Source organism: Halomarina rubra (genome assembly GCF_023699475.1).
Taxonomy (GTDB): Archaea; Halobacteriota; Halobacteria; order Halobacteriales; family Haloarculaceae; genus Halomarina; species Halomarina rubra.
This window is the reverse complement of sequence record NZ_JALXFV010000007.1, coordinates 234,501-259,379: the sequence shown is the minus strand read 5'-3', so window position 1 is coordinate 259,379 and position 24,879 is coordinate 234,501. Positions and strand designations below refer to the sequence as shown.

At 59.2% G+C, this 24,879-nt stretch carries 22 protein-coding genes; 13 read left to right on the top strand and 9 right to left on the bottom strand.

What is annotated here, in order from left to right:
• Positions 1-171: 171 nt before the first annotated feature.
• From M1L36_RS21420 to M1L36_RS13960, 6 genes are all read right to left on the bottom strand, one after another.
• On the bottom strand, positions 172-306 hold the full coding sequence (locus M1L36_RS21420) for a hypothetical protein (protein ID WP_305794522.1): 135 nt from the start codon (positions 304-306) through the stop codon (positions 172-174).
• Between the two features lie 137 nt (positions 307-443).
• The gene (locus M1L36_RS21800; protein WP_501162184.1) at positions 444-1,223 is read right to left on the bottom strand and encodes a DUF8832 domain-containing protein; all 780 of its coding nucleotides are present in this window, start codon (positions 1,221-1,223) and stop codon (positions 444-446) included.
• Positions 1,224-1,304: 81 nt separating this feature from the next.
• On the bottom strand, positions 1,305-1,577 hold the full coding sequence (locus M1L36_RS13975) for a DUF7967 family protein (RefSeq protein ID WP_250874363.1): 273 nt from the start codon (positions 1,575-1,577) through the stop codon (positions 1,305-1,307).
• Between the two features lie 47 nt (positions 1,578-1,624).
• Entirely contained in the window at positions 1,625-2,995 is a 1,371-nt protein-coding gene (locus M1L36_RS13970) for a multicopper oxidase family protein (RefSeq protein WP_158203520.1), read from the bottom strand.
• A 64-nt stretch (positions 2,996-3,059) separates the two neighbouring features.
• Positions 3,060-4,208 carry an MBL fold metallo-hydrolase gene (locus tag M1L36_RS13965; protein ID WP_158203476.1) on the bottom strand — a complete coding sequence of 383 codons (1,149 nt, stop codon included), beginning with the start codon at positions 4,206-4,208 and terminating at the stop codon, positions 3,060-3,062.
• A 58-nt stretch (positions 4,209-4,266) separates the two neighbouring features.
• Entirely contained in the window at positions 4,267-6,051 is a 1,785-nt protein-coding gene (locus M1L36_RS13960) for a 5'-nucleotidase C-terminal domain-containing protein (RefSeq protein ID WP_369694243.1), read from the bottom strand.
• Positions 6,052-6,387: 336 nt separating this feature from the next.
• On the opposite strand from M1L36_RS13960, the gene M1L36_RS13955 reads away from it, so the two are divergent.
• Positions 6,388-7,125: a sulfite exporter TauE/SafE family protein gene (locus tag M1L36_RS13955; RefSeq protein WP_250874361.1), complete on the top strand. Its 738-nt coding sequence runs from the start codon at positions 6,388-6,390 to the stop codon at positions 7,123-7,125.
• 577 nt (positions 7,126-7,702) lie between these two features.
• On the opposite strand, the gene M1L36_RS13950 is transcribed toward M1L36_RS13955, so the two are convergent.
• Both M1L36_RS13950 and M1L36_RS13945 read right to left on the bottom strand, forming a co-directional pair.
• The gene (locus M1L36_RS13950; RefSeq protein ID WP_250874360.1) at positions 7,703-10,312 is read right to left on the bottom strand and encodes a heavy metal translocating P-type ATPase; all 2,610 of its coding nucleotides are present in this window, start codon (positions 10,310-10,312) and stop codon (positions 7,703-7,705) included.
• A 102-nt stretch (positions 10,313-10,414) separates the two neighbouring features.
• The gene (locus M1L36_RS13945) at positions 10,415-11,005 is read right to left on the bottom strand and encodes an AsnC family transcriptional regulator (protein WP_158203480.1); all 591 of its coding nucleotides are present in this window, start codon (positions 11,003-11,005) and stop codon (positions 10,415-10,417) included.
• A gap of 134 nt (positions 11,006-11,139) precedes the next feature.
• Here M1L36_RS13945 and M1L36_RS13940 point away from each other — a divergent pair, with 134 nt between their 5' ends.
• The 8 genes from M1L36_RS13940 (at position 11,140) to M1L36_RS13905 (ending at position 18,344) form a co-directional block, all read left to right on the top strand.
• Positions 11,140-11,337: a heavy-metal-associated domain-containing protein gene (locus M1L36_RS13940; RefSeq protein ID WP_158203481.1), complete on the top strand. Its 198-nt coding sequence runs from the start codon at positions 11,140-11,142 to the stop codon at positions 11,335-11,337.
• 208 nt (positions 11,338-11,545) lie between these two features.
• Positions 11,546-12,202 (top strand): helix-turn-helix domain-containing protein, encoded by a 657-nt coding sequence (locus tag M1L36_RS13935; RefSeq protein WP_158203482.1) that lies wholly within the window; start codon positions 11,546-11,548, stop codon positions 12,200-12,202.
• A gap of 304 nt (positions 12,203-12,506) precedes the next feature.
• Complete coding sequence (locus M1L36_RS13930) at positions 12,507-13,919, top strand: ABC transporter substrate-binding protein (protein ID WP_250874359.1); 1,413 nt, start codon at positions 12,507-12,509, stop codon at positions 13,917-13,919.
• Between the two features lie 24 nt (positions 13,920-13,943).
• Entirely contained in the window at positions 13,944-14,891 is a 948-nt protein-coding gene (gene nikB, locus M1L36_RS13925; RefSeq protein WP_305794520.1) for a nickel ABC transporter permease, read from the top strand.
• Positions 14,888-15,811 (top strand): nickel transporter permease, encoded by a 924-nt coding sequence (nikC, locus tag M1L36_RS13920; RefSeq protein ID WP_250874357.1) that lies wholly within the window; start codon positions 14,888-14,890, stop codon positions 15,809-15,811. Before nikB ends, nikC begins: the two co-directional genes overlap by 4 nt.
• Before the next feature lies 1 nt (position 15,812).
• Positions 15,813-16,859 carry an ABC transporter ATP-binding protein gene (locus M1L36_RS13915; RefSeq protein ID WP_250874356.1) on the top strand — a complete coding sequence of 349 codons (1,047 nt, stop codon included), beginning with the start codon at positions 15,813-15,815 and terminating at the stop codon, positions 16,857-16,859.
• Complete coding sequence (locus M1L36_RS13910; protein WP_250874355.1) at positions 16,856-17,872, top strand: ABC transporter ATP-binding protein; 1,017 nt, start codon at positions 16,856-16,858, stop codon at positions 17,870-17,872. Before M1L36_RS13915 ends, M1L36_RS13910 begins: the two co-directional genes overlap by 4 nt.
• The gene (locus tag M1L36_RS13905; protein WP_250874354.1) at positions 17,865-18,344 is read left to right on the top strand and encodes a hypothetical protein; all 480 of its coding nucleotides are present in this window, start codon (positions 17,865-17,867) and stop codon (positions 18,342-18,344) included. Before M1L36_RS13910 ends, M1L36_RS13905 begins: the two co-directional genes overlap by 8 nt.
• Positions 18,345-18,521: 177 nt before the next feature.
• Here M1L36_RS13905 and M1L36_RS13900 read toward each other — a convergent pair whose 3' ends face one another.
• Positions 18,522-20,642, bottom strand: a complete 2,121-nt coding sequence (locus M1L36_RS13900; RefSeq protein ID WP_250874353.1) for a heavy metal translocating P-type ATPase — start codon at positions 20,640-20,642, stop codon at positions 18,522-18,524.
• Between the two features lie 481 nt (positions 20,643-21,123).
• Here M1L36_RS13900 and M1L36_RS13895 point away from each other — a divergent pair, with 481 nt between their 5' ends.
• The 4 genes from M1L36_RS13895 (at position 21,124) to M1L36_RS13880 (ending at position 24,846) form a co-directional block, all read left to right on the top strand.
• The gene (locus tag M1L36_RS13895) at positions 21,124-22,524 is read left to right on the top strand and encodes a permease (RefSeq protein ID WP_250874493.1); all 1,401 of its coding nucleotides are present in this window, start codon (positions 21,124-21,126) and stop codon (positions 22,522-22,524) included.
• Positions 22,525-22,757: 233 nt separating this feature from the next.
• Positions 22,758-23,171, top strand: a complete 414-nt coding sequence (locus M1L36_RS13890) for a DUF302 domain-containing protein (protein ID WP_250874352.1) — start codon at positions 22,758-22,760, stop codon at positions 23,169-23,171.
• Positions 23,172-23,174: 3 nt separating this feature from the next.
• Complete coding sequence (locus M1L36_RS13885) at positions 23,175-23,522, top strand: SHOCT domain-containing protein (protein ID WP_250874351.1); 348 nt, start codon at positions 23,175-23,177, stop codon at positions 23,520-23,522.
• Between the two features lie 454 nt (positions 23,523-23,976).
• Entirely contained in the window at positions 23,977-24,846 is an 870-nt protein-coding gene (locus M1L36_RS13880; protein ID WP_250874350.1) for a DMT family transporter, read from the top strand.
• Positions 24,847-24,879: the final 33 nt, after the last annotated feature.

Below are 24,879 nucleotides of genomic sequence, written 5' to 3'. Positions count from 1 at the left end.
TGGCTGAGCTACTCGAAAGGTCGCCTGCGCCGTATCTCTGGTCGTTTTTATACCGACCACTCAGGAATTGGTACTCAGGTATCGCTGGCAGTCAATGCCCATTCGGTCACCGCCCCCTACTCTTGGTTAGCACCCCGATATAAGACGAGCGTAGTGATGGAAGGTACCGACTCAGTCTACGGTCTGTGGATGCTCACTCTGGCCGGCCTCTGTGACCGACTCCGAGCGGTGGAACCAGCACAGCACTGCGAAGAGTACTGTCGGGAGCGCGATGAGTGTCTGTATTGCGTACTCGACTCGGTCCATACACATCGGTTCGAATGCCTCTCTCACTGAAATTGTTCTTAGCGGTGGTTGTGGTGACCTAAAGGTGGTCTACGAATGCGAACTCACCTCCGTATCGTGAACCACTGTCCAAAGTCGAACTATGTTCGCTCAATCGCTCACTGGTCTATGTCGACGTCGAAGGGCGCTGTGATGAGGTGACTGTCCGGTTTCGTCTGTAAGAACACTCGATAGTCGCCGGGCGTCGGAAACGTCACGTCGAACTCGACGACCCCTTCGCGCTGTGTCTCAGCGCGAGGGTGGACGTGGAGGTATGCGAGGTCACCACGCCGCAGTGCGACGAGATGGCCACGGGCCCCGAGATACGGATCCAAGTCGGGAATGGTACCATCGGCTCGACGGACGGTGAAGGAGAGTAAAGCCGACTCATCCGCGTCAATTCGGTCGACTTGCCGTTCGATTTCGTAGCCATCGGTCTTGACGCGAGTTGTCGAGTCCCACGTCTCGTCAACGGCGAACTCGCCTGCAGCGAACAGATCGAGACCGAGCGTCGTCGCTCGGCCATCGATAACGACGTCGACGAACGCACGATAGACGCCAGGGGATGGGAGCACCAGGCGCTCAGCGTACCACGTTCCGTCGTCGCCCAGCCTGGGGTGGAGATGCTGAAATTCGATGAGGTCCCGACGGACGATGATGAGATGACTCAGTTGACCGTGGGAGTCGTCGAACGTATCGATAGGTGTGCCGTCCGCATCGAGGATTCGGAACGCCCAGTCGACAAGCGTCCCTGGTTCGAACGTCGTGTCGTCGGTGACGAGTTGCAGACCATCCGCGGCGAGTGACAGGCCAGTGGCCGACGAGTGCGGTGACGACGTAGGCCGAGCATCTGGTCCATCTGCTTCGTGGTCGTGAGGTGACGAGTGATGATTTCGCATACCATAGAGATGGGCCCGGAGCTATATCTCCAATCTGCGAGGTCGCCGAGACCACCTTGGCGGTCGATACGTTCGGGCCACTCAAACGGTGTCGTCGGGGGCGTGCTTCGATTGCATCCGTTTGACCTCCTCGGTGAAGCGATGCTGAGTCTCAGCTGTATCGACCGACGAGAGGTCATCCTCAGAGACATCTTTCGCCGCAGTCACCGTCGACGTATCGACAGCGTGGACTGAGAGCTCCTTTCGGTACACGCGCTCTCCCGCAGGAGTGGCGTACTTCAAGATGATGAGGTCCCGGTTGTTGTACCCGCGTTCGACCAGCCAGACCCGAACGGTGTCCGATTCTTCTGCCATAGAGTGGTCCACGGTCAGAGGGCAGTTAGGAACTAGCCCCAACTCTCTCACTCGACGTACTCTATCACACGAGCCATCCCTGCATCGAGGTGGTACAGGTTGTGGCAGTGGAACAGCCATCGACCAGGGTTGTCCGCACGGAAGTCCAGCGTCACCTCCCCCATGTGGCCAGGGACCATCACGGTATCCTTGATAGCGTCCCCGACCCGGAAGAAGTGACCGTGGAGGTGCATCGGATGGACCACCGGGCTTTGGTTCTCCATGTGAATCCGTACGTGCTCGTCGGGATGGATTCGGAGCGGGTCAGCGTCCGGGTAAGCCTGACCGTCGATGGTCCACGTGTACGATTGGCCCCTCCCACGCGAGAGCGTCAGATCGAACGTCCGGTCGGGAGTTCCATCGACGCCATCGAGTGGGGTAACCGCTCGAAGGTCTTCGTAGCGCAACCGAGTACCCGAAGAAGACGGCGTCTCTGGGTTGCGAACGCCATCCAACTGGTCATAGGTCAGGACGGCTCTGGCAGGTGGTTCGTCCCCGTCAAGCGCGTCCGCTTGCACGAACCATGAACCCGGATTCGTCGCTTCCACCACGGCGTCGTACCGTTCGCCAGCACCGAAGGCAAACGAGTCCACGGCGACCGGATCGACCGGCCGACCATCGGCGTGCGTGACGTTCAGCTCGTGACCGGTGATACGGACGCCGAAGACCGTCGCACTGGACGCGTTCACGAACCGGAATCGAACGCGGTCACCCTCGGTGACATCGAAGGTCGGTGGGTCTTCCGGAAGTTGACCGTTGACGAGCAACCCCTCGTAGGGAGGGCGAACGTCGCCCATCATCCCCCCACCCATTCCACCTCCTCCCATCCCTCCGCCGCCCGCACCCTCATCCGACGGTAGCGTCGGTTCTCCGGGAAGGTAGTCGTCAAAGACGACGACGTAGTCGTAGTCGTACTCGACGTGGGGATCGCGTTCTTCGACGACGAGCGGACCGAGCAACCCACGATCGAGTTGGAGGCCGACGTGACTGTGATAGAAGTACGTTCCTGCGGGTTCTGCGCGGAACGTGTAGGTGAACGAGTCGCTGGAAGCAACCGGCTCCTGCGTTACCTCAGGAACACCGTCGACGGAGTTCGGCACGGGAACGCCGTGCCAGTGAATCGTCGTCTCCGCGTCGAGGTCGTTGTTCAGTTCGACGCTCAGTACGTCGCCTTCCTGAACCCGTAGCTCGGGGCCGGGGAACTGGCCCTCGTACAGCCACGTCGTCGTGGACTGGTCGGTAGCTGGCCGAATGGCCCCATCACTCGCAGTGAGGCTGACAGTAGTGTCTGCATCACCCGTGACAGTCGGGCGTGGTGTGACCGCACTCCCATCGGCATCATCGCCGAATCCCGGTAGTTGGCTGGCACAGCCAGCCAGCCCACCGAGGGTGCTCGCTCCCACCCACTGGAGGAGTCTGCGACGAGAGAGCGACCGCGGTTCGTCAGGCTGCACAGTTGTTCGGTCCGAGTTCGAGCTCTGTCGCCTCACCTTCGTCGTCGACCGTCTCGTTACCGGTGTTGATGGCGATGACTGTCTCGTAGTTCGGCGGCTTTTCGGGCGTGTCACTGGAGAGTCGCTCAACGAACGACTCACGGTCGAGTCCGAGGAGGTCCAACTCGTCGCGCAAGTCTCCGAGCCGTGCCAGCAGTGGCTCGCCGGGAGCGCCATTCTCGTAGCGCCCGTCGTTGGTAACGGTGAGGTGTCCGGGGAGTATCTTTGTGTCTTCTGGGAGGTCGAGAATGGTGTCGTGCAAGGAGTCGTAGAGGAGTCCGGCCCCTCGCGACGCATCGTCCTCACCGAACTGGAGTTCCGTCCGCCCGACCGAGTCGACGAACAGCGTGTCGCCGGTCAACAGGAGTTCGCCGTCGACGAGGTAGTTCACCATCTCCGACGTGTGGCCGGGGGTGTGGAGTGTTTCGATCTCGATGTCACCGAGTTCGATAACGTCGCCGTCGGACAGCGCTTCGTACTCGTATTCGACGCCACGCTCAGTGGCCTTTTGTCCGAGGTGATACGGAACACCGACCTCGTTGGCGAGCGCCGCACCGCCGGAGATGTGGTCGGCGTGGACATGTGTATCCAGAACCTGCTCGATCGAGAGGCCGGCATCCTGAGCGGCAACTTTGAACTGGTCGGTCTGTCTGGTCGCGTCGACGACGACGGCCTCGCCCGTCCGTTTTGACCCGACGACGTACCCGAGACAGCCCTTTGCGCGGCGCTGGACCTGCCGGACGACGAGGTCGTCGTTCGTCGTTTCGATAGGGGCCACCTCGTAGAGTTTGCTCCAGTCTTCCATGCCACCTGTGACGACAGCTACGTCCTCGTAGCCACGTTCGTCGAGATCGAACGCGAACGGTGTCGAGGTTAGCGCCTTCCCGCACATCGCGACGATGGGTCGGCTCTCGACCATCGCATCCACCTCCTCGAGTTGGTCCTCGCTCAGGCCCTCGCGGGGATCGTACGGGACATTATTTGCGTCGGGCACGTGCCACGCCTCGAAGCTCTCCTCGGGGCGGGTGTCGATGAGCGTGAACGGTTCGTCGGTGTCAATCTTCTCTGCGAGTTGGCGGGCGGTGATTTTGTTGACCATCGTTGTTCTTTCGTTTTCGTCGTTCGTCGTCCGATTCCTCGGCGGCTCTCATCGCTGGCTACCGTTTCCGGTTTCGGCCCTCCTCTGGGAAGATATTCCCTCGGGGAATCATCGCCGTCTCGCAGTACGCGTCGCCAGACCGGTAGTCGACGCCCGGTTGGATGAACGGGTACGGTCCGTCTGCTGGCGTGTTCTGGACGTGACCACCGTCATCGGCGGACTCGACAAGCCCCGTTACCTCGTAATCGACGGGTGAGTGCGCATCGAGATACTCGGCGACGATGTCGACCGGTATCGTTCCCTCGTCAATCTCAACGTCTTGGAACGGGAATCCACAGTTACCGAGGTCTCGCTCGGGGTCGCCAGGCCGACGGAACGTCGCCACCGAGTATGTCTCCTCGGGGTCAACGGGGTCGCCGTTGACGCGCATCTCGACGAGTCGACGACCGCGCTTTGCTGTTGGGTCGACGGTCACTTCGACGTTCGAGGAGAAGTTCCTAACGCGACCGTCCTCCTGATTGTATGGATATGGCGTGAAGTTGTCTTCGAGGAACTCTTCCATGTGACTCGTTAACTGCTGGCCGTACGCGACGCCACGGGCGACGGGGGTCGTCATCGGGAAGAACGTGTACAACTGCTCCAGCGTGATGTCACCGGCCGGAATCGCCGTCCCGTACCGAAACCCGTGACAGACTGCCAGGTCGGTGTTGAAGTGTGCCTGGAGTGCATCGTTGAACAGCGTGTTCCACGCGCTCTCGAGGAACGACTGCCGGTAGAGCGGTGTCTTCGTCTGCCCGACGACCGTATCGAGCGGCTGGTCGAGCGTTCCTGCTCCTTGTTCGAACTCAGGATCGTCCTCGAAAAACGGTGCTCGGACTGACTCGACCGTCTCCGTCGCCGCCGGGTCGGGGTCGGGGGTGTACTCACCGTCTTCGGTCAGACAGTAGAGGTGATGACGGAACTGCACGCTCCCCTCACGGATACGGACGTCGACGCGACCGAGTGCCTCACCCATCCCAGACTCGACGACGACCGTCTCGGTCTCTTCTATGAGGATGGGGTCGTACGTGTACTCGTGCGTATGAGCACTGAACATCACGTCGATACTACTGCAGTCCTTGGCGGCCTGGACCATCCAGGGAAGCCCTATCTCTGTGACCGCGACGACGACGTCCGCTCCGTCCTCGCGCGCAGCCTGTGCGGACTCCTCTAGGAGTGCAGGATGCTTCCCAAATCGGTATTTCCCCTCGTAGAACGCGGGCGCCATCCGATCGACGTAGATATTCGTCATCCCGACGACGCCGACGGAGAGACCACCGATGTCGAGGAGCCGATACGCATCGTACAATCGGCTGTCGGTCTCGTAGTCGTAGAGATTGTTCGCGAGCACAGGCGCGTCGAGGCCGTCCATCAGCTCTAGAAGCTTGCCGTCTTCGGCGGCGTCGTTCGAGTAATCCCAGTTGCCGGGGACGTAGACGTCGGGTTCGACGTGGTCGTTAATCGGATCGAGCATCGCCCGACCATCGGTGTACGTCGTGGCGGCCGCACCGTGGAACGTATCGCCGCTCATCACCGTACACACCTCGTGGTCGGCACGAAGCTGATCGAGTTTGGCAGCCAGCAGCGGGATGCCCCCACCGCGTTTTATCACACGGTCGTCGTCACCGAACTCGAAGTCTGGCGTGGAGGTCGGATTGTCGTAGTAGACCTGGTAGCGGGGCGTCAACTGGCCGTGAAGGTCGCTGACGTGTGCAAAGACGATATCGGGCTCGTCCCCGTTGTTGTCGACGGATTCGCCACCCAAAGTCCTCCACTCGTCAATAGCTCTCTCACTCCCGCTCATGCTCTAGCTACGGGTAGTACGACGCCACCCCATTCATGTGTTGTGGTTGCAATTCCAAACTCACTGTAAAATGACCATTGGCGCCTAAAACGGATTTATAACGTCTGTGCATTGCCGGACTCAACAATCACGGCTTGCTTTAGTTGGGTAAGAATGCGCGATAGATGCAATTCCAAAGAGTAGGGATGATGTTGAGACACCTCTGTTAAGCACAAATCGCGTGAATCAGGGAGTCGAACTTCACAGCGTATCGATGTGTGTACTACTCGGGGGACGAGGACCGCACCGATGACGAGCAACTGGGTGACGACGGGACTGTCTACGTTGGTCATTCTCGTGGCCTCTCTCGTTCACGGTATCGCCGGGTTCGGCTTTGCGCAGGTGTCGATGGGACTGATGCCGCTGTTCCGGTCGCCATCGAGTGCGTCGATCATCTTCACGGCGACCGCGGTGGTGAGCAACGCGCGTGTCTGGTGGAGCGTGCGTGGGGCGTTCGACTGGCGAAAGTGGGTCGTCCCCGTCGGTGGCCTCGTCGTCGGGATGCCATTGGGTATCTACGTCTTCAGCCAGTTCGACGGGGCTCAGATGCGCGTCGCTATCGGTGCCGTCCTCGTTTTGGCGGTCATCGTCGTCGGTGCGACCCAGCAGTCCGAGTTCGTCACGGACTGGATCGAGGCTAAAGACTACCGCCCGGGGAACGCCATCGGCGCAACGGCCGGTCTTCTCGCCGGCGTCTTCGGCGGGGCCGTCGCCGTCCCAGGCCCACCGATGATCGTCTACGGCGCGTTCATGTCAGCCAGCGGGTTCTGGAGCGACGAGGAGATGAAGGCGACGTTCACGGCCTTCTTCGGGACCCTCATGCTGTATCGGTTGGGCAGTCTTTCCTACACTGGGGCCGTGACGACCCCGCTGCTGGTCGAAGCAACGGTCGCAATTCCGATGGTATTCGTCGGTGCCTGGGCCGGCGTCTACATCTTCGACAACATTCCCGAGCGCGTGTTTCAGTGGCTCGTCCTCGCACTGCTGACTGTGAACGCGTTCGTCCTACTCTTCACCGCAGTGCCGGAGCTGTGAGCTCAGCCAGGTCGTCTTCCGCTCGTTATCCGATGATGAGCATCGCTCTGGCCAAGTCACGGACGCTCACTGGAATCCCGTCCGCTCCGACGAAGAAGGTAGAGCGCCGCCACGCTTGTCCTAAGTCGACGGTCGCTCGGCCATCTATTGGACGAGGATTCCTGCGACGGCGAGTCAAAGTATGAAAGTCGAACTCGAGAATCCGAAGAGCGGTCAGCTCCTCGTCTGTATCGCCTTCGATGTGCTCGCATTACCTCGTCACTCGTCTGGAGTCGCTTCTGCCCTCAGTATCTCTGCGATTGGAGTTCCAGTCGCAGGGCGAAAATGCGGTGACACTCCTCGAGTCAAACCTAACGAGTCGGGAGGGTTGGGACGAGTGTCGACCGACTCCTGAGCCAGATTTCGCACCGCTGTAGGTAAAGCGAGAGTACGACTCGTCGTCAGCGCATGGCGCTGACAAGATATCCACACGGACGGTGTGGGCTGACTTTCCCTCGCGCGACCAAGCCCACGAGTTGTTCGTGATAGCTGAAGAACTGTGGAGGAGAGTCGGTGGACGTTGGTAGTAGAAAGCCGACTATCGGCGGAACCACCCGAGGAGCTTGTAGTCGTGGTCGGGGGTGTACGTCCGGAACAGTAGGCTGTTCGAGAGCACCGAAACGCTGGAGAACGCCATCGCACCCGCCGCGAGCACCGGCTGGAGCAGGCCGAGCGATGCGAGCGGAATCATCGCCGTGTTGTAGCCGAGTGCCCAGACGAGATTCTGTTTGACCTTCGAGAGCGTCGCATCGGAGATACGAATCGCCTTCACGACGTCCACCGGGTCGTTCCGCATCAATGTGACGTCCGCCGCCTCGATTGCGACGTCCGTCCCCGACCCGATGGCGGTTCCGACGTACGCAACAGCGAGAGCCGGAGCGTCGTTGACACCGTCACCGACCATCATCGCCCGACGCCCGTCGTCCTGAATCGACTCGACGGCGTCGGACTTGTCTTCGGGAAGCACCTCTGCCCGGACGTTCTCACGGGGGATGCCGACCTGCTCGGCAACGGCGTGAGCTGTCCGCTTGTTGTCGCCGGTGATCATCATCACGTCGACACCCCGTTCGTGGAGTTGGGTGATGGCGTCTTTCGCGCTCTCTTTGACCGTGTCCGCGTTGGCGACCACACCGACGAGTTCCTGCTCGTAGGCGACGAGCATCGCCGTCTTCCCCTCGTTTTCGAGACGCTCCATCGTCTCTGACGCGGGAGTGGGATCGATATCGTTGTCACGCAGGAGCTTCCGGTTGCCAACGAGCACCTTGCTGTCGCCGACTGTCGCCTTGATTCCGTGGCCCGGAACGTTCTCGAAGTCATCCGGGTCGGTGATGTCGATATCGCGCTCTTCGGCCCCCTCGACGATGGCCTGTGCGAGTGGGTGCTCACTGCCACTCTCTGCAGTAGCGGCCAGTCGGAGGACGTCTTCTTCTGAAAGCCGGTCCTGAGCGGTGAGTTGACCGCCATCCGTTGCCGCCTCGCCACCGTCTGTGACGGGTCCACCATCACCGTCCAACACGACCACGTCGGTCAGTTCCATCGCACCCTCGGTGAGCGTCCCCGTCTTGTCGAAGACGACGGTGTCGACGTCCTTGGCGCGTTCGAGGATGTCACCGCCTTTGAACAGCACACCGTTCTGCGCACCGATAGTGGTGCCGACCATCGTCGCGGCTGGGGTCGCCAGCCCCAACGCGCAGGGACAGGCGATGAGTACCGCACTCGCGAAGACGACGACTGCGAATTCGAAGACTGAAATCGACCCTCCAGCAACTTCGGGGCCACCGGCGACCAGTCCCCAGAGTGGAAGCGACTGGATGAATCCCGCCAATGCCTCGGGGAACAGATACCAGACGACGCCCCACAGCAGCGCGTTGAAAATGACCGCGGGAACGAAGTACGCCGAAATTCGGTCGGCGAGGTTCTGAATCTCTGGCTGACGCGACTGAGCGTCCTTGACCGTCTGGACGATCTGTTGGAGCGCCGTATCGGACCCGACCTTCGTCGCTTCGACGACGAGGACGCCGTTCTCGTTGATGGTCGACCCGACGACCTCGTCACCCTCGCCCTTCTCGACGGGGACGGACTCGCCGGTCACCATCGACTCGTCGACCGCCGATTGGCCGTCGACGACTCGGCCGTCGGTGGGGACCTTCTCACCGGGTCGGACCTTTATCCGGTCCCCGACCTCGACGTCTTCGAGTGGAATCTCCTGTTCGTTTCCGTCGTCGTCGACGACGGTGGCCGTCTCGGCTTCCATCTCCAGAAGTTTTCGGAGTGCCTCACCAGCCTGTCCCTTCGAACGAGCTTCGAGGTAGTTCCCGAGCGTGATGAACACGAGGATGAGCGCCGCCGTGTCGAAGTACATCCCGCCAGCGATGAGTCCTGCGAGGACGGCGACAGAGTAGACGTACGCCGTACTCGACCCGAGTGCGATGAGTACGTCCATGTTGGCGCGGCCGTTCTTCACGAGTGCCTTGTAGGAGTTCTTGTAGAACGGCCATCCCAGGATGAGTTGGACGGGCGTCGCGAGGGCGAACTCGACCCACCCAAACTCGACACCGAAGACCGTCTCGGGGACGATTCCGCCACCGAGTAGGAACTTCTCGACGAGGAAGAAGAGCATAGGCGCCGACAGGGCGGCACCGAACAGTGTCAATCGACGTTGCCGTCGAATCTCCTCTCGCCGAGCGGCATCGCGGGCGTCCTCGTCCGGACCTCCGTCAGCCGACTCCTCACGTACGGGTGAGTACCCAGCGGCCTCGATGGCGTCGTACAGCGCCTCGATAGACGTGTCTGCAGGATTGTAGACGACCTGTGCCTCATCCGTGGCGTAGTTGACGGTCGCCTCGACGACGCCCGGTGTCCCTTCGAGTGCAGTCTCGTTCGTCTCGGCACAGTTCGAACACGTCATATCGGTGATTCCGATGCTCACCGACTCTGAGACCACGCCATACCCGGCGTCGTCGATCGCGTCGTAGATTGCACCGAGCGATACCTGATCGGGGTCGTACTCGACCGACCCTTCGTCAGTGGCGAAGTTGACGTTCGCCGTGGAGACACCATCGAGAGATTCGACAGCGTCCTGGACAGAACCTGAACAATTCGCACAGGACATCCCCGTGATGGTGAGGTGAGCTGTTCGCTGACTCATTGATACCTAGTACGGGTTCCTCCTTTTCACGAATTGCTACTTCGAGACTGTCGTTCTGCGCGTCGTATTCTTACGAGAACTAAGCGAACAGGGCGAAACCCCTCACGCCTCGGCGTCGAACCGTTCGTAGCGCTCTTCGAACCGAGAGCGACACGACGGACAGCAGAAGTGATAGACGCTCTCGTCGAGCCGTATCGATTCACCCTCGCTATCGACGGTATTTCCACACTCAGCACACGACAGTGCGAACTCCGTCCCGTCGATCGACGGTGTCCACTCGACATCATCGACGAGCGTGACCGAGTAGTCAGTCGTCGAGATATCTTTGAGGAGTCCATTGACCCAATTTCTGACGTTCTGGGCTTCTGACCTGCCGTAGAACCACACCTCACCGTTGACCGTGACGAAGAGGTGTTCGACTCCCTCGGCGTCGGCGAGACGCTCGCGAAGCTGTTCGATTTCCTCACCCTGTGGCTTCACGCGAACGAACACAGGCACACCAGCACGCAGGATTCCGCGGTTGACGTCGATCGTGAATCGGTTGATGACCTCGGCTTCCTCTAAGCGCTTGACTCGATCGGAGACGGCAGGTCCAGAGAGGCCGACTGTTTCTCCAATATCACTGTACGGCCGTCGACCATCCTCAGCCAACAGCGAGAGTATCTCTAAGTCGGTGTCGTCTAACTCGCGCATGTTACTGCGAATTTGAGCCGCCCACCCATTACTGTTGTCCGTAGGTGGCTTACGAATACAAAGTTTCGATAGTTCACTACACTAGCCTCGAAGCAACAAACCACAAAGATGACCCTCCCGTACTTGAGTATGGAATGACTCAGACCATCACCGTCGAAGGAATGACGTGTGGACATTGCGAGCAGACTGTCGAAGATGCCCTCAACGAAGTCGCTGGCGTTACCGATGTCAGCGCCGATCGCGAAGCCGAACAGGTGAGCATTGAAGGCGACGCCGATACCGATGAACTCGTACGCGCCGCGGAAGATGCTGGGTACACAAGCCACGCCTAATCACGACACCTCTATTCGGGCGTGAACTGCTTTCTCTCCCATCTTTTGACCAGCTACCCTCTATCAGTGTTTAGTACCAAACCGGATGGTTGAGATTCGTCGCGGCTCCTGACAACCACAGAGGTCCCTGTACTGGTGAATGGGGCGGACGCTACTTCTGGCAAGAGTCCTGAGTATGTTTTATTTGGGTGGAATTATCCTCTCCCGTATGTATGAGGCGACATTCGAATTCCAAGCAGATGGACTAGTCGCTGCACTCTCTCGAGAGTACGACGCTGCTATCCAGTTGTGGTGCAATGAGCACTGTGACTTGCTGTATGTCCGGTCAGAACGGATGGATGATTTGCGCTCGGAGTTGGAGGAACAAGTTGGGTTACAGGAATCTATTCAGGAGGGTAATCAACTTGTCACAGTGACCGACCAGTGTCTGCGTCAAGAAGAACAGACACTCGTAGAGACTCATTTGGCGAATGAGGGCTGTCTCTCACTGCCTCCCTTAATCTACGAAAGCGGACGAAAGCAGAGCAAGGTTCTCGCGCTTGACCCGGCAGCGCTCACTGCTGTGTATAATGGCCTCAGACAAGAAACACGGGTCAATGTATTGGCCAAGCGAGAAATCAACGGTCTCCATCCAGAGGTTCCCATTCTCGGTCTGGACGATGTCCTTCCACGACTTTCGGCCCGACAACTCGAGACGTTCCGAATCGCACATACGAGGGGCTACTACGAACTTCCGCGTGAGACGACCACAGCAAAGTTAGGCGATGAATTGGGGGTGAACAGGCGAACTGTAGAAGAGCATCTCAGACGAGCAGAAAATAAAATCGCCGCCGCGCTTGCAAACCACCTCACACTGTTGCAGTGATTACATTATGGGGGTGAATATAAAGAATTGCGCGTTTGGAAGGGGTATCTTTATCTACAACCTATGGTAGATGTGAGTCATACCCATGGAAGATAGTATCACCCGCAGGACATTACTGGGGGCAGTTGGGGCAGGGGGATTCGTGAGTATCGCAGGATGTGCGGGAGATTCGGGCGACGGGGGTGGCAACGATGACCCATACAGTAGTGAGACCAAAACTGGTGACGGGTCGTCGACAGACAACAACAGTAGTTCCGGCAACAACTCGACGGCTACCGGCGGATCAGCAAACGTCGCCTTGTCGATGGACCCGACTGAAGGGGTCTGGCAGGTGTACGGTGGGGTGAGTCCGTACTACACGAACATCCTCGAGCCACTCATCTGGGTGAGCGAGGAAATGAAGTTGGAACCGTGGCTCGCGACCGACTGGGAAGCGACCAGCGACACGACGTGGGAGTTCACGCTCCGAGACAGCGTGAAGTTCCACAATGGGGAGGATCTCGTCGCAGAACACGTGGTCTGGTCGTTCGAGCAGGTGCTCAACGAGTGGTCATACGCCCCCGGATGGCTCCACGTCGAATCAGGTAGCGTGACAGCAATCGATGAGACGACTGTCGAATTCGAGACGTCCGATCCGTTCCCGACGTTCCCCGGAACGATTGCACACAACATGATCGCAATCCAGCACCCAGACCGGAGTCGGGAGAACACCGAACCAATCGGGACTGGCCCGTACCAAGTCGAAGAGCGGACACAAGGACAACGCGTTCGGACGTCAGGGTTCGACGATTACTGGAACGGGACGCCGTCGCTGGACGAGTTGACGTTTAGTGTCATCACGGACCCGAACACGCGCGCACTCTCTCTGCAAAATGGGGACGTGGACGTCGCGTTCGACCCACCGAAGAGCCGCGTCGAGAAACTCGACAGCAACGGGGGGACGAACGTCACCACGCAACTCTCACCGGGTGCAGTGTACGTCGGCTGTAACATCTACAAAGCGCCGATGGACGACCCGAAGCTCCGTCAAGCGCTCAACTACGCCACCTCTCAGTCGGACCTCGTCGAGACCATCCTCTCAAACATCGGCGTGCCTGCGAAAGGCCCGGTTGCAGAGAGCATTTTCTGGTCGGCCCACGAGAAACTCCCAGCATACGAGCAGGATGTGGAGAAGGCCAAGGAGTTGGTCGAAGAGTCCAGTTACGACGGCGAGGCGCTCCAGTTCCACCTCTCGAACCAGCAAGTTGACGGGGAACTACTCACACAGGCACTTCAGCAGTGGTTCGACGATATCGGTGTCAAGGTCGATATCCAAGTGACAGAGGAGGCGAGTTTCGAGGATACAGTCCGGTCGGGAGAACCGCATCTCATCTTGGAATCCTCGGGGACAAACAGTGGTGCTGCGGACTACCTGATTTACGAGACGTTCCACTCGGAGGGTGACGTCAACGAGCGCCTCTACAACGAAGAAGGAACGGGCATCTACAATCTCGGTGAGGAGGTCGACCAACTCATCCAGGCTGGCTTCCAGACGGGCGACCAGGCCGAAAAGGAACAAAAGTACGAGCAGGCGCTCCAGCGCATCATGGAAGAGGCGGTCGTCGTTCCGATCAACTACTCCGAGTACATCGTCGCTGCGTCGGATGGAGTCTCCTCGATGGATCTCAGACCTATCCCAGAGATGACTCGCTGGACGGGGCTACAAACCGGGCAGTAACTTCGGACACTACAACACTTCGAAATGTACCAATTTGTTGCGCGTCGCACGGCGACTATGTTGCTCGTTCTGGTGGGGGTGTCGATTCTCACGTTTCTCCTATTGTTTCTCACACCTGGGGACCCTGCAGAGACGATTCTCCGCCAGCAGATGGGAGGACGAACGCCGTCGCTCGAAGCAATCGAGCAGTTTCGTCAGAATGAGGGACTGAACCGTCCGATACCGATTCAGTACGTCGACTGGGTGACCGACGTGCTTCAGGGAAATCTTCGGGAATCGTACTACCAGGAGACGCCAGTGAGTACGCTCATCATCAACCGAATTCCGGCCACACTTGAACTCGCAGTCGCCGGGATGGCGGTTGCACTGACGATCGCGATTCCGACCGGAATCATTAGTGCCGTCCACAAAGGGAAGGCGCCCGACTACCTCAGTCAGTTCGCTGCACTGGTGGGCGTCTCGATGCCGAACTTCTGGCTCGGATATATCCTGATCATCGTCTTCTCTCTCCAGTTGGGGCTGTTCCCAGTGGCGGGTGTCGGTGGCCTTGAGTCACTCGTCCTGCCAGCGATAACGCTCGGCTCCGGGATGGCTGCAATCGTCACTCGGTTAGTCCGGTCGTCGATGCTCGAAGTACTCGACGAAGAGTACATCGACACAGCCCGGTCGAAGGGCCTCAGAGAGCGCATCGTCATCTACAAACACGCACTCAGAAACGCGCTCATTCCAGTCGTGACCATCGTCGGACTCCAGTTCGGCTACTTACTGAACGGTGCTGTCATCGTCGAAATCGTGTTTCAGCGACCGGGGTTGGGGGCACTCCTCATCGATGCGATTTTCGCACGTGACTACCCTGTCGTTCAGGGACTCGTCCTCGTCATCGCCGTCATCTTCGTGTTGACGAACTTCGCCGTGGACCTGACCTACCGCTACATTGACCCACGAATCTCGTTTGGGGGTGAGAGTGCGTGAGCAACCAGGATTCTACTGCGAACCAGTCGGTCATCGCGACGACCCGTCGTCGCTACCGTTCGGTGAAGAACTCGCGGCGACTCGGCCGCTTCCTCAGCAATCGGCTCAACGTGGTCGGCTTGCTGTTCGTCAGTGTGGTCGTCCTCTCGGCAATCTTCGCACCGGTGATTGCACCGGAAGGGCCGAATGAACAGGACCTGTTCAACCGTCTCGATTCGCCGTCGGCTGAGCATCCGATGGGGACCGACCAACTCGGTCGAGACGTCCTCTCACGGTTGCTATACGGGGCCCGTATCTCGCTCCAGATTTCGCTCGCCGTCGTGGCGATTACGCTCGCTATCGGAACAGCGGTCGGACTCATCGCAGGCTACGCCGGTGGGTGGGTCGACGAAGCGCTGATGCGGTTCGTCGATATCCTGCTCGCCTTCCCCGGGATACTACTGGCACTCGTCATCGCAGGAATCCTCGGGCCGAATTTGACGAACATCATGATCGCGCTTGCAGTGGTCGGATGGACGCAGTACGCCCGTATCATTCGGGGAAGCGTACTGAGCGTCAAGCAAGAAGAGTTCGTGAAAGCAGCACAGTTGATGGGCGTCCCCCGTCGGCGTATCGTTCTTCGTCACATCCTCCCGAACGTGGTGACGCCGGTCATCGTACTCGCGACGATGGACATGGCGTACGTCATTCTGGGAACCGCGGGACTGTCGTTCCTGGGCCTCGGTGCCCAGCCACCGACGCCAGAGTGGGGGACGATGCTCTCGCAAGGGCGCAACTTCGTCGACACCGCGTGGTGGGTCGTCAACTTCCCCGGACTCGCCATCATGATCACCGTCCTCGGGTTCAACCTGTTGGGCGATGGACTACGTGACGTCCTCGACCCGCGTGACATGGGTGACGTCGAAAACAAGGGTATGTGAAATGAGTGAGACACTACTGGAGGTCGAAGACCTCCACACGCGGTTCGCAACGAGAGAAGGAACAGTCCACGCCGTCGAAGGCGTGTCGTTCACCGTCGACAAGGGTGAAATCGTCGGGGTCGTCGGCGAGAGTGGGTCGGGAAAATCCGTAACGGCTCGGTCGCTCATCCGCCTCGAGGACCCTGGGTACATCGAGCGTGGTTCGGTTCGGTTCGATGATATCGAGATGACTGACGCCGATGACCGCACGATTCGTCGCGTTCGTGGCGATGGGATGGCGATGGTGTTCCAAGACCCGATGGAGACACTGAACCCCGTGTTCTCGATCGGGGAGCAGATCGTCGAGTCCATCAAGGTCCACGAATCGCCCGAGGAACAGCGGTTGCTCGACTACCTCAACGTTCCCCTGTTCAGTAGCAGGGGGAAACGGAGTCAGATGCGACAGCAGGCTATCGACCTCATGAGCGAGGTTGGAATCCCGCATCCCGAGACGCGTGTCTCGGCGTACCCCCACGAGTTCTCGGGCGGGATGCGCCAACGCGCGATGCTGGCCATCGCACTCGCCAGAGAACCCGACCTCTTGATCGCCGACGAGCCAACGACAGCGCTCGACGTGACGATTCAAGCCGAAATCCTCCAGCGCATTCGCGACCTCAACGAAGAGTTGGGGATGGCCGTCCTAATGATCACACACGACCTCGGTGTGGTCGCCGAACTCTGCGACAAGGTCGTGGTCATGTACGGTGGCCAGGTAATGGAAGAGGGGCCCGTCGAAGAAGTGCTGACGAACCCGAAACACCCGTACACAGAATCACTGCTCGGGTGCATGCCACAGACGTGTGACCGAGGGGAGCCACTGAACGTCATCGAAGGCAGAGTCCCGTCGATGGTCGGTGGACCCACTGGTTGTCCGTTCGCTAGTCGATGCTGGTGCTCGTCTGAGAGCTGTACTACCGGGGACCTACCGACAGAACAGGTTGGAGAGGACCATACCTCGCGCTGTCATCACGTCGAAGAACTCAGCGAACCGATGGAGGCCGACCAATGACACGGCCTATCGTCGAAATCGACGACGTCGTCAAACGATTCCCTGTCGACGATTCACTCTTTGCGAAGCTCCTCGGTAACGACACGTACGTCACTGCAGTCGACGGCGTGTCACTCTCTATTGAACCCGGTGAGACGCTCGCGTTGGTCGGCGAATCCGGTTCTGGGAAGTCGACGCTCGCCAACTTGGTCACCGGCCTTCACGCACCGACAAGCGGGACGATACGGTTCGAAGGCAAGGCTGTCGGAGAGGCAACCACCCGAGACAAAGAGACCCTCGCGGCCATCGGAATGGTGTTCCAGAATCCCCGTGGGAGTCTCGATTCTCGACTCACTATCGAGCAGATAATCGCTGAACCACTCAAGGCCCGTGGCTGGTCCGCATCTGAGCGTGAGCAGAAAGTCGAGTCCCTCATCGAACGGGTGAATCTCTCGCAGGCATATCTCCCGAGACATCCCCACGAACTCTCGGGCGGTGAAGCCCAGCGGGTTGCTATCGCTCGAGCCATTGCACTCAATCCGCGATTGATCGTTCTCGACGAACCTGTGAGCGCCCTTGACGTGAGCGTCCAGGCGAAGATCGTCAACCTGCTGATGGAGCTTCAACAGGACTTGAATCTGACCTACCTGTTCATCGCCCACGACCTCAATGTCGTCGAGCACATCGCAGACCGGATTGCGGTCATGTACCTCGGCCAGCTCATGGAACTCGCCCCGACGGAGGCACTCTTCACACAGACGAGCCATCCCTACACGGAGACACTCCTCTCTGCGATTCCGAGTGTCGACCCGACGAAACAGAAAGAGCGGGTGATCCTCGATGGAGATATCCCGAGTCCGATTAACACACCTAACGGCTGTGTATTCCATACTCGCTGTCCACTCGCAGACGAGCAATGCGCGACCCAGACGCCGGCGGCCGAGCACATTGGAGAGTCCACCTCCTGGTGCCACTACGCCGCCGAGTTCACCAGCGACGAGAAACAAATTACAGGGGCGGTGAGTGATGACTGATGACCGTTCGGAGCCCGCCGAAGACTCGATAGAACCCGCAGAGAACGCCCTCCCACCGGAGAAGCTCAACTACCCTGAGTTCGTCTTCGAGGAAGGTAGCATCGATGCCGACGGCGGATTCAACCTCTCGGAGGGGAAGAAGCGAGACGAAATCGTCTCGTGGCTTCGTGACCTCGCAGACGGACTCGAGAGTCACGACATCGCTGTCGAGTCACCGGACGGCCACGTGACGTTCGGTGTCGGGACTGGCGACGTCCGAATGCAGTTCGACCCCGACAAGAACCACAAAGGGACGCTCTCTGTCGAGTTCGGATTGAAAGCCAAAGCGATGTTCGTCTCGGACGACCCAGAGCGTCGGAAAACTGGTGCGCGTGGGAAGACGGGGTTCATCCCGCTGTCGATGCTCACAGACGACAAACCCCCCGAGTCCTATCGATGTTATAGTTGGATTCAGGATCCAACAGACCCGTAGCTGGGGACATTGAAGTGTCGAGTTTTTGAGGTCTCGGGGGTTGTAACCGCACGATGCCTGCTTCATCAGGCAACAACAGGCGGATAGCTGCGGCAATGACCCCTGTTGCTCGACTCTGTTCGAATCCATCGCCACCATTCATCATGGGGAACCAGTCTCCACTGACGACCAACGTCGTCATGTCGAGAGGTCGACTCCTTTGAGCCGCCGAGCGTTGATAGCGACGATGATAGTCGACAGTGACATGAACACCGCCCCGATGGCTGGCGAAAGCAGGATGCCGATGGGTGCGAGCAAACCTGCCGCCAGTGGGAGTGCGACGACGTTATAGCCCGTCGCCCAGACGAGGTTCTCCTGCATCTTCCGATAGCTCGCTGCCGAGAGGCGGACGAGCCGAACGACGTCTCTCGGGTCGTTGTCGACGAGGACGATGTCGCCGGACTCGATAGCCACGTCCGTTCCGGAGCCGATGGCGATACCCACGTCGGCTCTGGCGAGTGCCGGTGCGTCGTTGACGCCGTCGCCGACCATCGCCACGAGCTTTCCGTCTGATTGGAGCTGAGCGACCGTCGTGTCCTTCTCGTCGGGCAGGACCTCCGCGAAGTACTGGTCGATACCAAGCTCCTCGGCGACTGCTCGTGCGACATCCTCGGAGTCACCCGTCAGCATCGCCACCTCGATACCCATCGCGTGAAGGGCGTCGATGGCCTGCCTGCTTTCCGGACGAATCACGTCCGCGAGTGCAAATGCCGCGGCCACTTCTGATTCCTCGCGAACGAGATAGATGACAGTCTGGGCGTTCTTCCCGGCCTCGTCGGCGAAGGAGGCAATAGAGCGCGGTCGCTCGACACCGAGTCGGTCGAGGAGATTCGGCCCTCCCAGGTGGATCATCTGCCCTTCGTTCGGATTGCGCGACGACTCGCTCGGCCGAGTCGAGGCAGGCACCACATCGGGAGCGACGGTTGCCCGAACACCGAGTCCGCGGAGGTTCTCGAACGTCGAGACAGAGACCCGTTCGACGCCACGTTCGCTCGCGGCGGTGCGAATCGCCCGCGCGATCATGTGCTCGGAGTCGCCCTCGACACCGGCGGCGAGCGCGAGCGCCCGTGTGTCCTCCCACTCGTCGGCAGTCTCGATACCGACCACACCCTGTTCGCCTCTCGTCAGCGTCCCAGTCTTGTCGAACATCACCGTGTCGAGGTTCCGTGCCTCCTCCATGGCGATGCGGTCGCGAATCAGCATCCCGTTTCGGGCGGCCGTCGAGGTGTTGATGGCGACGACAAGCGGCACTGCGAGTCCCAATGCGTGTGGGCAGGCGATGACCAGCACCGTCACGACTCGTTCGAGGACGGCGATTTCGAACCCGGTCGCCAGCACCCACGCGACGGCGGTGACGGCGGCCACGGCGAGCGCGATATAGAACAGCCACCCGGCGGCGCGGTCGGCGAGCACTTGAGTCCGGGACTTCGACTGCTGGGCTTCGTCGACGAGCCGCATGATACCTGCGAGCGCCGTCTCGTCGCCGGTCTTCGTCACTCGGACGCGAAGGCTCCCGTCCTGATTGACGGTCCCGGCGACCACCTCGTCGCCTGGGTCCTTCTCGACGGACTTGGATTCCCCCGTGATCATCGACTCATCGACCGACGACGCTCCCTCGACCACCTCGCCGTCTGCTGGCACCGACGCACCCGGACGGACAAGGACCACGTCGTCCTCGGTGAGGTCGGCGACAGCCACCTCCTCGACGTCGCCGCTCTCGGTGATGCGCTCAGCAGTGTCAGGCATGAGCTTCGCCAGTTCGTCGAGCGCCCCCGACGCTTGGCGAACCGAACGCATCTCCATCCAGTGGCCCAGCAGCATGATGTCGATGAGCGTGACGAGTTCCCAGAAGAAGGGGGTCGTTCCCGGTAAGAACAGACTCACGATGGAGTAGCCGAACGCGACGGTAATCGCGAGCGAGATGAGCATCATCATCCCCGGTTCGCGGTTGGCGAGTTCTGTCCGGGCCATCGAGAGGAACGGGACGCCACCGTACGCGAAGACGACGACCGAGAGTACCGGCGTGATCCAGGCGCTTCCGGGGAACGTCGGTGCGGTGTAGCCGAGTACCTCCTGAATAAACTCGCTGAAGTAGAGGACGGGAATCGAGAGGACGAGCGATACCCAAAACCGACGACGAAACATCTGTTCGTGGCCGCTGTGGTCCGTATGGGCGCGGTGGTCGTCATGGCTCATCCCGTGTTTGTGGGATTCGCCTGCGTGTTCGCCGGTTTCATCGTGCTCCTGGTGTGTCGTCATGATATCACTCGATTGTTGTCGTTCAGTATGCTGTCCTGCCGATTGGCCCCCTCAGAAGGGGACGTTTTTCTCTTCTTCTGCCTTCGACCGGTACTCCCGCTCCATACACCGGGGCCACCCTGAGGACTGCCCACGGTGGTGACCGCTTGATTCTTTCTACGAGCCTATAGTGCAGTCTTATCCACTGTTTGTCACTTACGTCTTAGCTGTTTATGCTGGTTCTCCTTTCGTGACTTCTGCCGAGGACGCCCTCTACCGATGAAACCAAACCGAGACCGAGATGGTAATCCATACTCTGAGCCGTCTTGTTGGGGAGGTGACAATCTTCCACGCACAGATTCGTCGTTGCTCGTTGCGAATTCTGGTGACTGACCGGTCATTACCAATCGAGACCTCACCTTCGACTCGTTGGTGTTCTAACCACCACAGTCTGAGTCTGTTAAGCAACATTGGGATAGTCAATGCGTATCAATGTCTAGGTATGCAAGTGACACTTCTCGAGGGCATCTTCGAATCGCTGCGAATCGGCGTGGGGTTCCTCTGGACGGCAGCGTGGGCTATCATCATGGGGCTCACGATAACAAGTTTCGTGCAGGTCTACGTCTCCAAAGAACGGATGGCCCGTGTTCTCGGTAAAGACGATTTCCGTAGCCTCACAAGAGCGACAGCGTTCGGTGCAGCGAGTAGTGGGTGTAGCTTCGGAGCAGTCGCTATCGGGAAGGGGTTGTTCAAGAAAGGAGCGCACGCGGTGAACGTCTTGGCGTTCATGTTCGCTTCGACGAACCTCATCATCGAACTCGGACTGATGATCCTCATCTTGCTCGGGTGGGAGTTCCTCGTCGCCGAACTCCTCGGTGGCGTGGTTCTCATTACGGTGATGGCAGTCATCGTCCACGTTACCCTCCCGGAGAATCTCTTCGAGGAGGCTCGTGTGGCATTGAACCAGCGCGACACCGAATCGGGCGTCACCGAAGACCCGACCTGTGGGATGGAAGGCTCTGAAGAGTATTCGCTCGTGACTGATGGTGGGGAAACACTCGAATTTTGCTCGGCGGGGTGTTTGGAGACCTATCAGCAGGAAGTCGCCAGTGGTGGTGGGTGGCGTGACGAACTGCTCTCGTGGGGTGGGTGGTACAAACTCGGCAATCAGTACCGGAAAGAGTGGTCGATGATCTGGAAGGACGTCGTCATCGGGTTTCTCATCTCCGGGTTCGTCATCGTGTTCGTTCCCCAGTCCGTGTGGAACACGCTGTTCCTCCAGGGTGATGGACTACTCGTGAGTGCGGAGAACGCGGTAATGGGCGTCGCAATCGCCGTCGTGAGCTTCGTCGGGAGTATCGGTAACGTCCCGTTTGCAGTCGCCTTGTGGGGTGGCGGCGTTAGTTTCGCGGGCGTCATCGCGTTCGTCTACGCCGACCTCATCACGATTCCAGTTTTGAACGTCTACCGGAAGTACTACGGCTGGCAAGTGATGGTCTACATCCTTGCCGTGTTCTTCGTGACGATGGCGTTCACGGGCTTCCTGATGGAAGAGTTGTTCGACGCGGTGGATATCGTTCCCAATCTCGCGAGCGGTCAAACCGCGAGCGAACAGTCGTACTTCGAACTGAACTACACGTTCTATCTTAACGTACTCGCGTTCTCGCTTTCCGGGTTTCTTCTCTACGTCTACCGCCGCGGGCTCGGTGCGTTGGGACACTACCGTGACCCGGTCTGTGGGATGCGTACCGACGAGCGCGGACCCACTGTCACCCACGACGGCCAGACGTACTATTTCTGCTCCAATCGGTGTAAGCAATCGTTCGAGGAGCATCCCGAGGAATTCACACCCCAGTTTTCGTCAGTTTCGAGCACTTCTCTCCAAGGTCACGGGCACCACTGAACGATTCGTCGTCACGCCGTCTCCCACTGCCAGCCACTACTTGACCTGTCGGTCATTATGCTTCAGAATACACAATAGCGGTTCCGCAAAAGTCCCCCCCACTCGAGAGTGACTTTCAGAACGCTGTTTCACAGAAATCAGGTGAATACTTGATTAGGTCCTGTTGGCGGAACTGTTCGGTATTATGCCACGTAACCAGTACGAATAAGATTCGTGGAAGAGTATTGTCTAATATGAGCTATACACTGTCGGTGGATACCGCTGCGGACTTTGACGAGGTCGTATCGGTGACGATGGACGCACTCGACGCCGAAGGGTTCGGTGTGCTCTGCGATATCGACGTCCAAGAGACGCTCGCGAAGAAACTCGACGTCGAGTTTCACCGCTATCGGATTCTGGGGGCATGTAACCCAAAACTGGCTCACGAAGGGTTGAAAAGTGAAATCGGACTCGGTACACTCCTCCCGTGTAACGTGGTAGTTTACGAGACCGACGAGGGAACCGTTGTTGTGCGCGCGGTCGACCCAGGGCAACTCGTCGGTATCGCGGACAATCCAGCGCTCGACGACATCGCGACCGACGTCCACGACCGCTTTGAACGGGTCCTCGGAGTGGTCGAGGAGGAGTTCGAGTCGGTGAGGGGGTGAATCATGGCGACCACGAATCGGACGGACGCCTCGACGCTCCTCTTACTCCTCCTCGTGGCAGTTCTTGGACTCCCGATGCTGTGGATGACCCTGATGGGTGCCGGCGGGATGATGGGGTACGGTGGGATGATGTACGGCAACAGCGTCGGCTCGGGCTGGTGGATCGTGGGTGTTGCGCTCCAGTTCCTCTTTCTCCTGCTCGTGCTCGGTGGCAGCTACTTCGTTGTCCGGCGCTTATTCGGTCAGACGGAGTCCGAAGATTCCGCACTCGAAGAGCTTCGACGTGCGTATGCGCGTGGCGACCTCTCCGACGAAGAGTACGAAACGCGAAAAGATCGCCTTGAGCGCTAAAATCCCCACCGCCCACGAGTTGGGTTCGTGAATCAAGCTGGGTGGGATACCGGGATCTTTTCCGCGGTTGTGGTGACGCAGTCGTCTCAGGCCCGTGAACGAGTTCGAAGCATTGCTCGTCAGCTTCGTAGTCGTCAACTTCGATACTGACGGCTGCCCCGATGCGAAGTCCTGTGTGCCAGAGAACCACCAGTCGCACGCGTTCGAGTGACACATATCGGTACTGTTCGAGGAAGTCGCAGCCATCGGGGGCGCGAGGCGTCGGCTTCACCCTGTTTCAATGCTGACTCAAGTGATAGTAGGAATTAACTTTGGGAGGGAAAACAATAGTAACGATAGTAACGATTCAACTGTTACCATTGTCGATACCGTCGACCCTCCTGTGTTCGATTGGGTTTACAGTAGACTGAAGCAAACGACTTCCACGACAATCTCAGTTCACACTCGAGCAGTTGTGCAAGCGCTGTTCGTGACGTTACTCTGGTCATCGTCGTACGTTCTCATCGATATTGGACTCACAGACATCCCAGCGCTCACCTTCGCAGGACTTCGATACACCCTCGCTGCGATTGTCTTACTCCCACTGTTCTTTTACCAGGCAACCCCCCAGCGACTTGCCAGTCTATCGCCTCGTGACTGGGGGCTGGTGGTACTCCTTGGGGTATCGATGTACACCATCACGCAGGGGGCACAGTTTCTCGCCCTCCGACATCTGCAATCGGCGACCGTGAGCCTGTTGTTGAACTTCACCCCTGTCATCGTCCTTGGAGCCAGTATACCCGTGCTCGGAGAGCGACCGACGTCCCGACAGCTCCTCGGAGTAGCAATCCTCCTCGTGGGAGTCGGCCTCTACTTCCGACCGCTGCAGTTTCCGGCCTCGGAGGTGTTCGGACTCACTGTGATGGGACTCGGTGTACTCGGAAACGCTGCAGCCGCGATTCTCGGGCGTCGATTCAACCGAGGCCCCGGCCTTTCACCACTCGCGGTGACGACACTCACCATGTCGATCGGGTCAGTTCTTCTCCTTGGGAGTGGCCTCGCGACGCAGGGCCTCCCAGCGCTTTCTCTTGAGAACTGGCTGGTCGTCGGGTGGCTTGCCATTGTGAACACGGCGTTTGCGTTCACGCTCTGGAATCACACGCTCCAAACACTCTCGGCGGTCGAATCCAGCATCATCAACAACACCATGCTGATTCAGGTGGCGGTGCTTGGCTGGGTACTTCTCGACGAATCGCTCACGGTGGGTGATGGTATTGGGCTTCTCATCGTCGCCGTTGGAGCGTTGGTCGTCCAACTCGGACGCAGCCGATCGAAACGAGAGTAACGAACTGGTATTACGACGCTCTCGAATCTCACG

Excerpts from the sequence above, each read along its gene's own strand:
- nikB (WP_305794520.1), top strand. The coding sequence starts at position 13,944 with ATGTACCAATTTGTTGCGCGTCGCACGGCGACTATGTTGCTCGTTCTG.
- M1L36_RS13965 (WP_158203476.1), bottom strand. The coding sequence starts at position 4,208 with ATGGTCAACAAAATCACCGCCCGCCAACTCGCAGAGAAGATTGACACC.
- M1L36_RS13945 (WP_158203480.1), bottom strand. The coding sequence starts at position 11,005 with ATGCGCGAGTTAGACGACACCGACTTAGAGATACTCTCGCTGTTGGCT.
- M1L36_RS13885 (WP_250874351.1), top strand. The coding sequence starts at position 23,175 with ATGGCGACCACGAATCGGACGGACGCCTCGACGCTCCTCTTACTCCTC.
- M1L36_RS13905 (WP_250874354.1), top strand. The coding sequence starts at position 17,865 with ATGACTGATGACCGTTCGGAGCCCGCCGAAGACTCGATAGAACCCGCA.
- M1L36_RS13890 (WP_250874352.1), top strand. The coding sequence starts at position 22,758 with ATGAGCTATACACTGTCGGTGGATACCGCTGCGGACTTTGACGAGGTC.
- M1L36_RS13930 (WP_250874359.1), top strand. The coding sequence starts at position 12,507 with ATGGACCCGACTGAAGGGGTCTGGCAGGTGTACGGTGGGGTGAGTCCG.
- M1L36_RS21800 (WP_501162184.1), bottom strand. The coding sequence starts at position 1,223 with ATGCGAAATCATCACTCGTCACCTCACGACCACGAAGCAGATGGACCA.
- M1L36_RS13910 (WP_250874355.1), top strand. The coding sequence starts at position 16,856 with ATGACACGGCCTATCGTCGAAATCGACGACGTCGTCAAACGATTCCCT.
- M1L36_RS13895 (WP_250874493.1), top strand. The coding sequence starts at position 21,124 with ATGCAAGTGACACTTCTCGAGGGCATCTTCGAATCGCTGCGAATCGGC.
- M1L36_RS13960 (WP_369694243.1), bottom strand. The coding sequence starts at position 6,051 with ATGAGCGGGAGTGAGAGAGCTATTGACGAGTGGAGGACTTTGGGTGGC.
- M1L36_RS13915 (WP_250874356.1), top strand. The coding sequence starts at position 15,813 with ATGAGTGAGACACTACTGGAGGTCGAAGACCTCCACACGCGGTTCGCA.
- M1L36_RS13935 (WP_158203482.1), top strand. The coding sequence starts at position 11,546 with ATGTATGAGGCGACATTCGAATTCCAAGCAGATGGACTAGTCGCTGCA.
- M1L36_RS13940 (WP_158203481.1), top strand. The coding sequence starts at position 11,140 with ATGACTCAGACCATCACCGTCGAAGGAATGACGTGTGGACATTGCGAG.
- M1L36_RS13950 (WP_250874360.1), bottom strand. The coding sequence starts at position 10,312 with ATGAGTCAGCGAACAGCTCACCTCACCATCACGGGGATGTCCTGTGCG.
- M1L36_RS21420 (WP_305794522.1), bottom strand. The coding sequence starts at position 306 with ATGGACCGAGTCGAGTACGCAATACAGACACTCATCGCGCTCCCGACA.
- M1L36_RS13900 (WP_250874353.1), bottom strand. The coding sequence starts at position 20,642 with ATGACGACACACCAGGAGCACGATGAAACCGGCGAACACGCAGGCGAA.
- M1L36_RS13975 (WP_250874363.1), bottom strand. The coding sequence starts at position 1,577 with ATGGCAGAAGAATCGGACACCGTTCGGGTCTGGCTGGTCGAACGCGGG.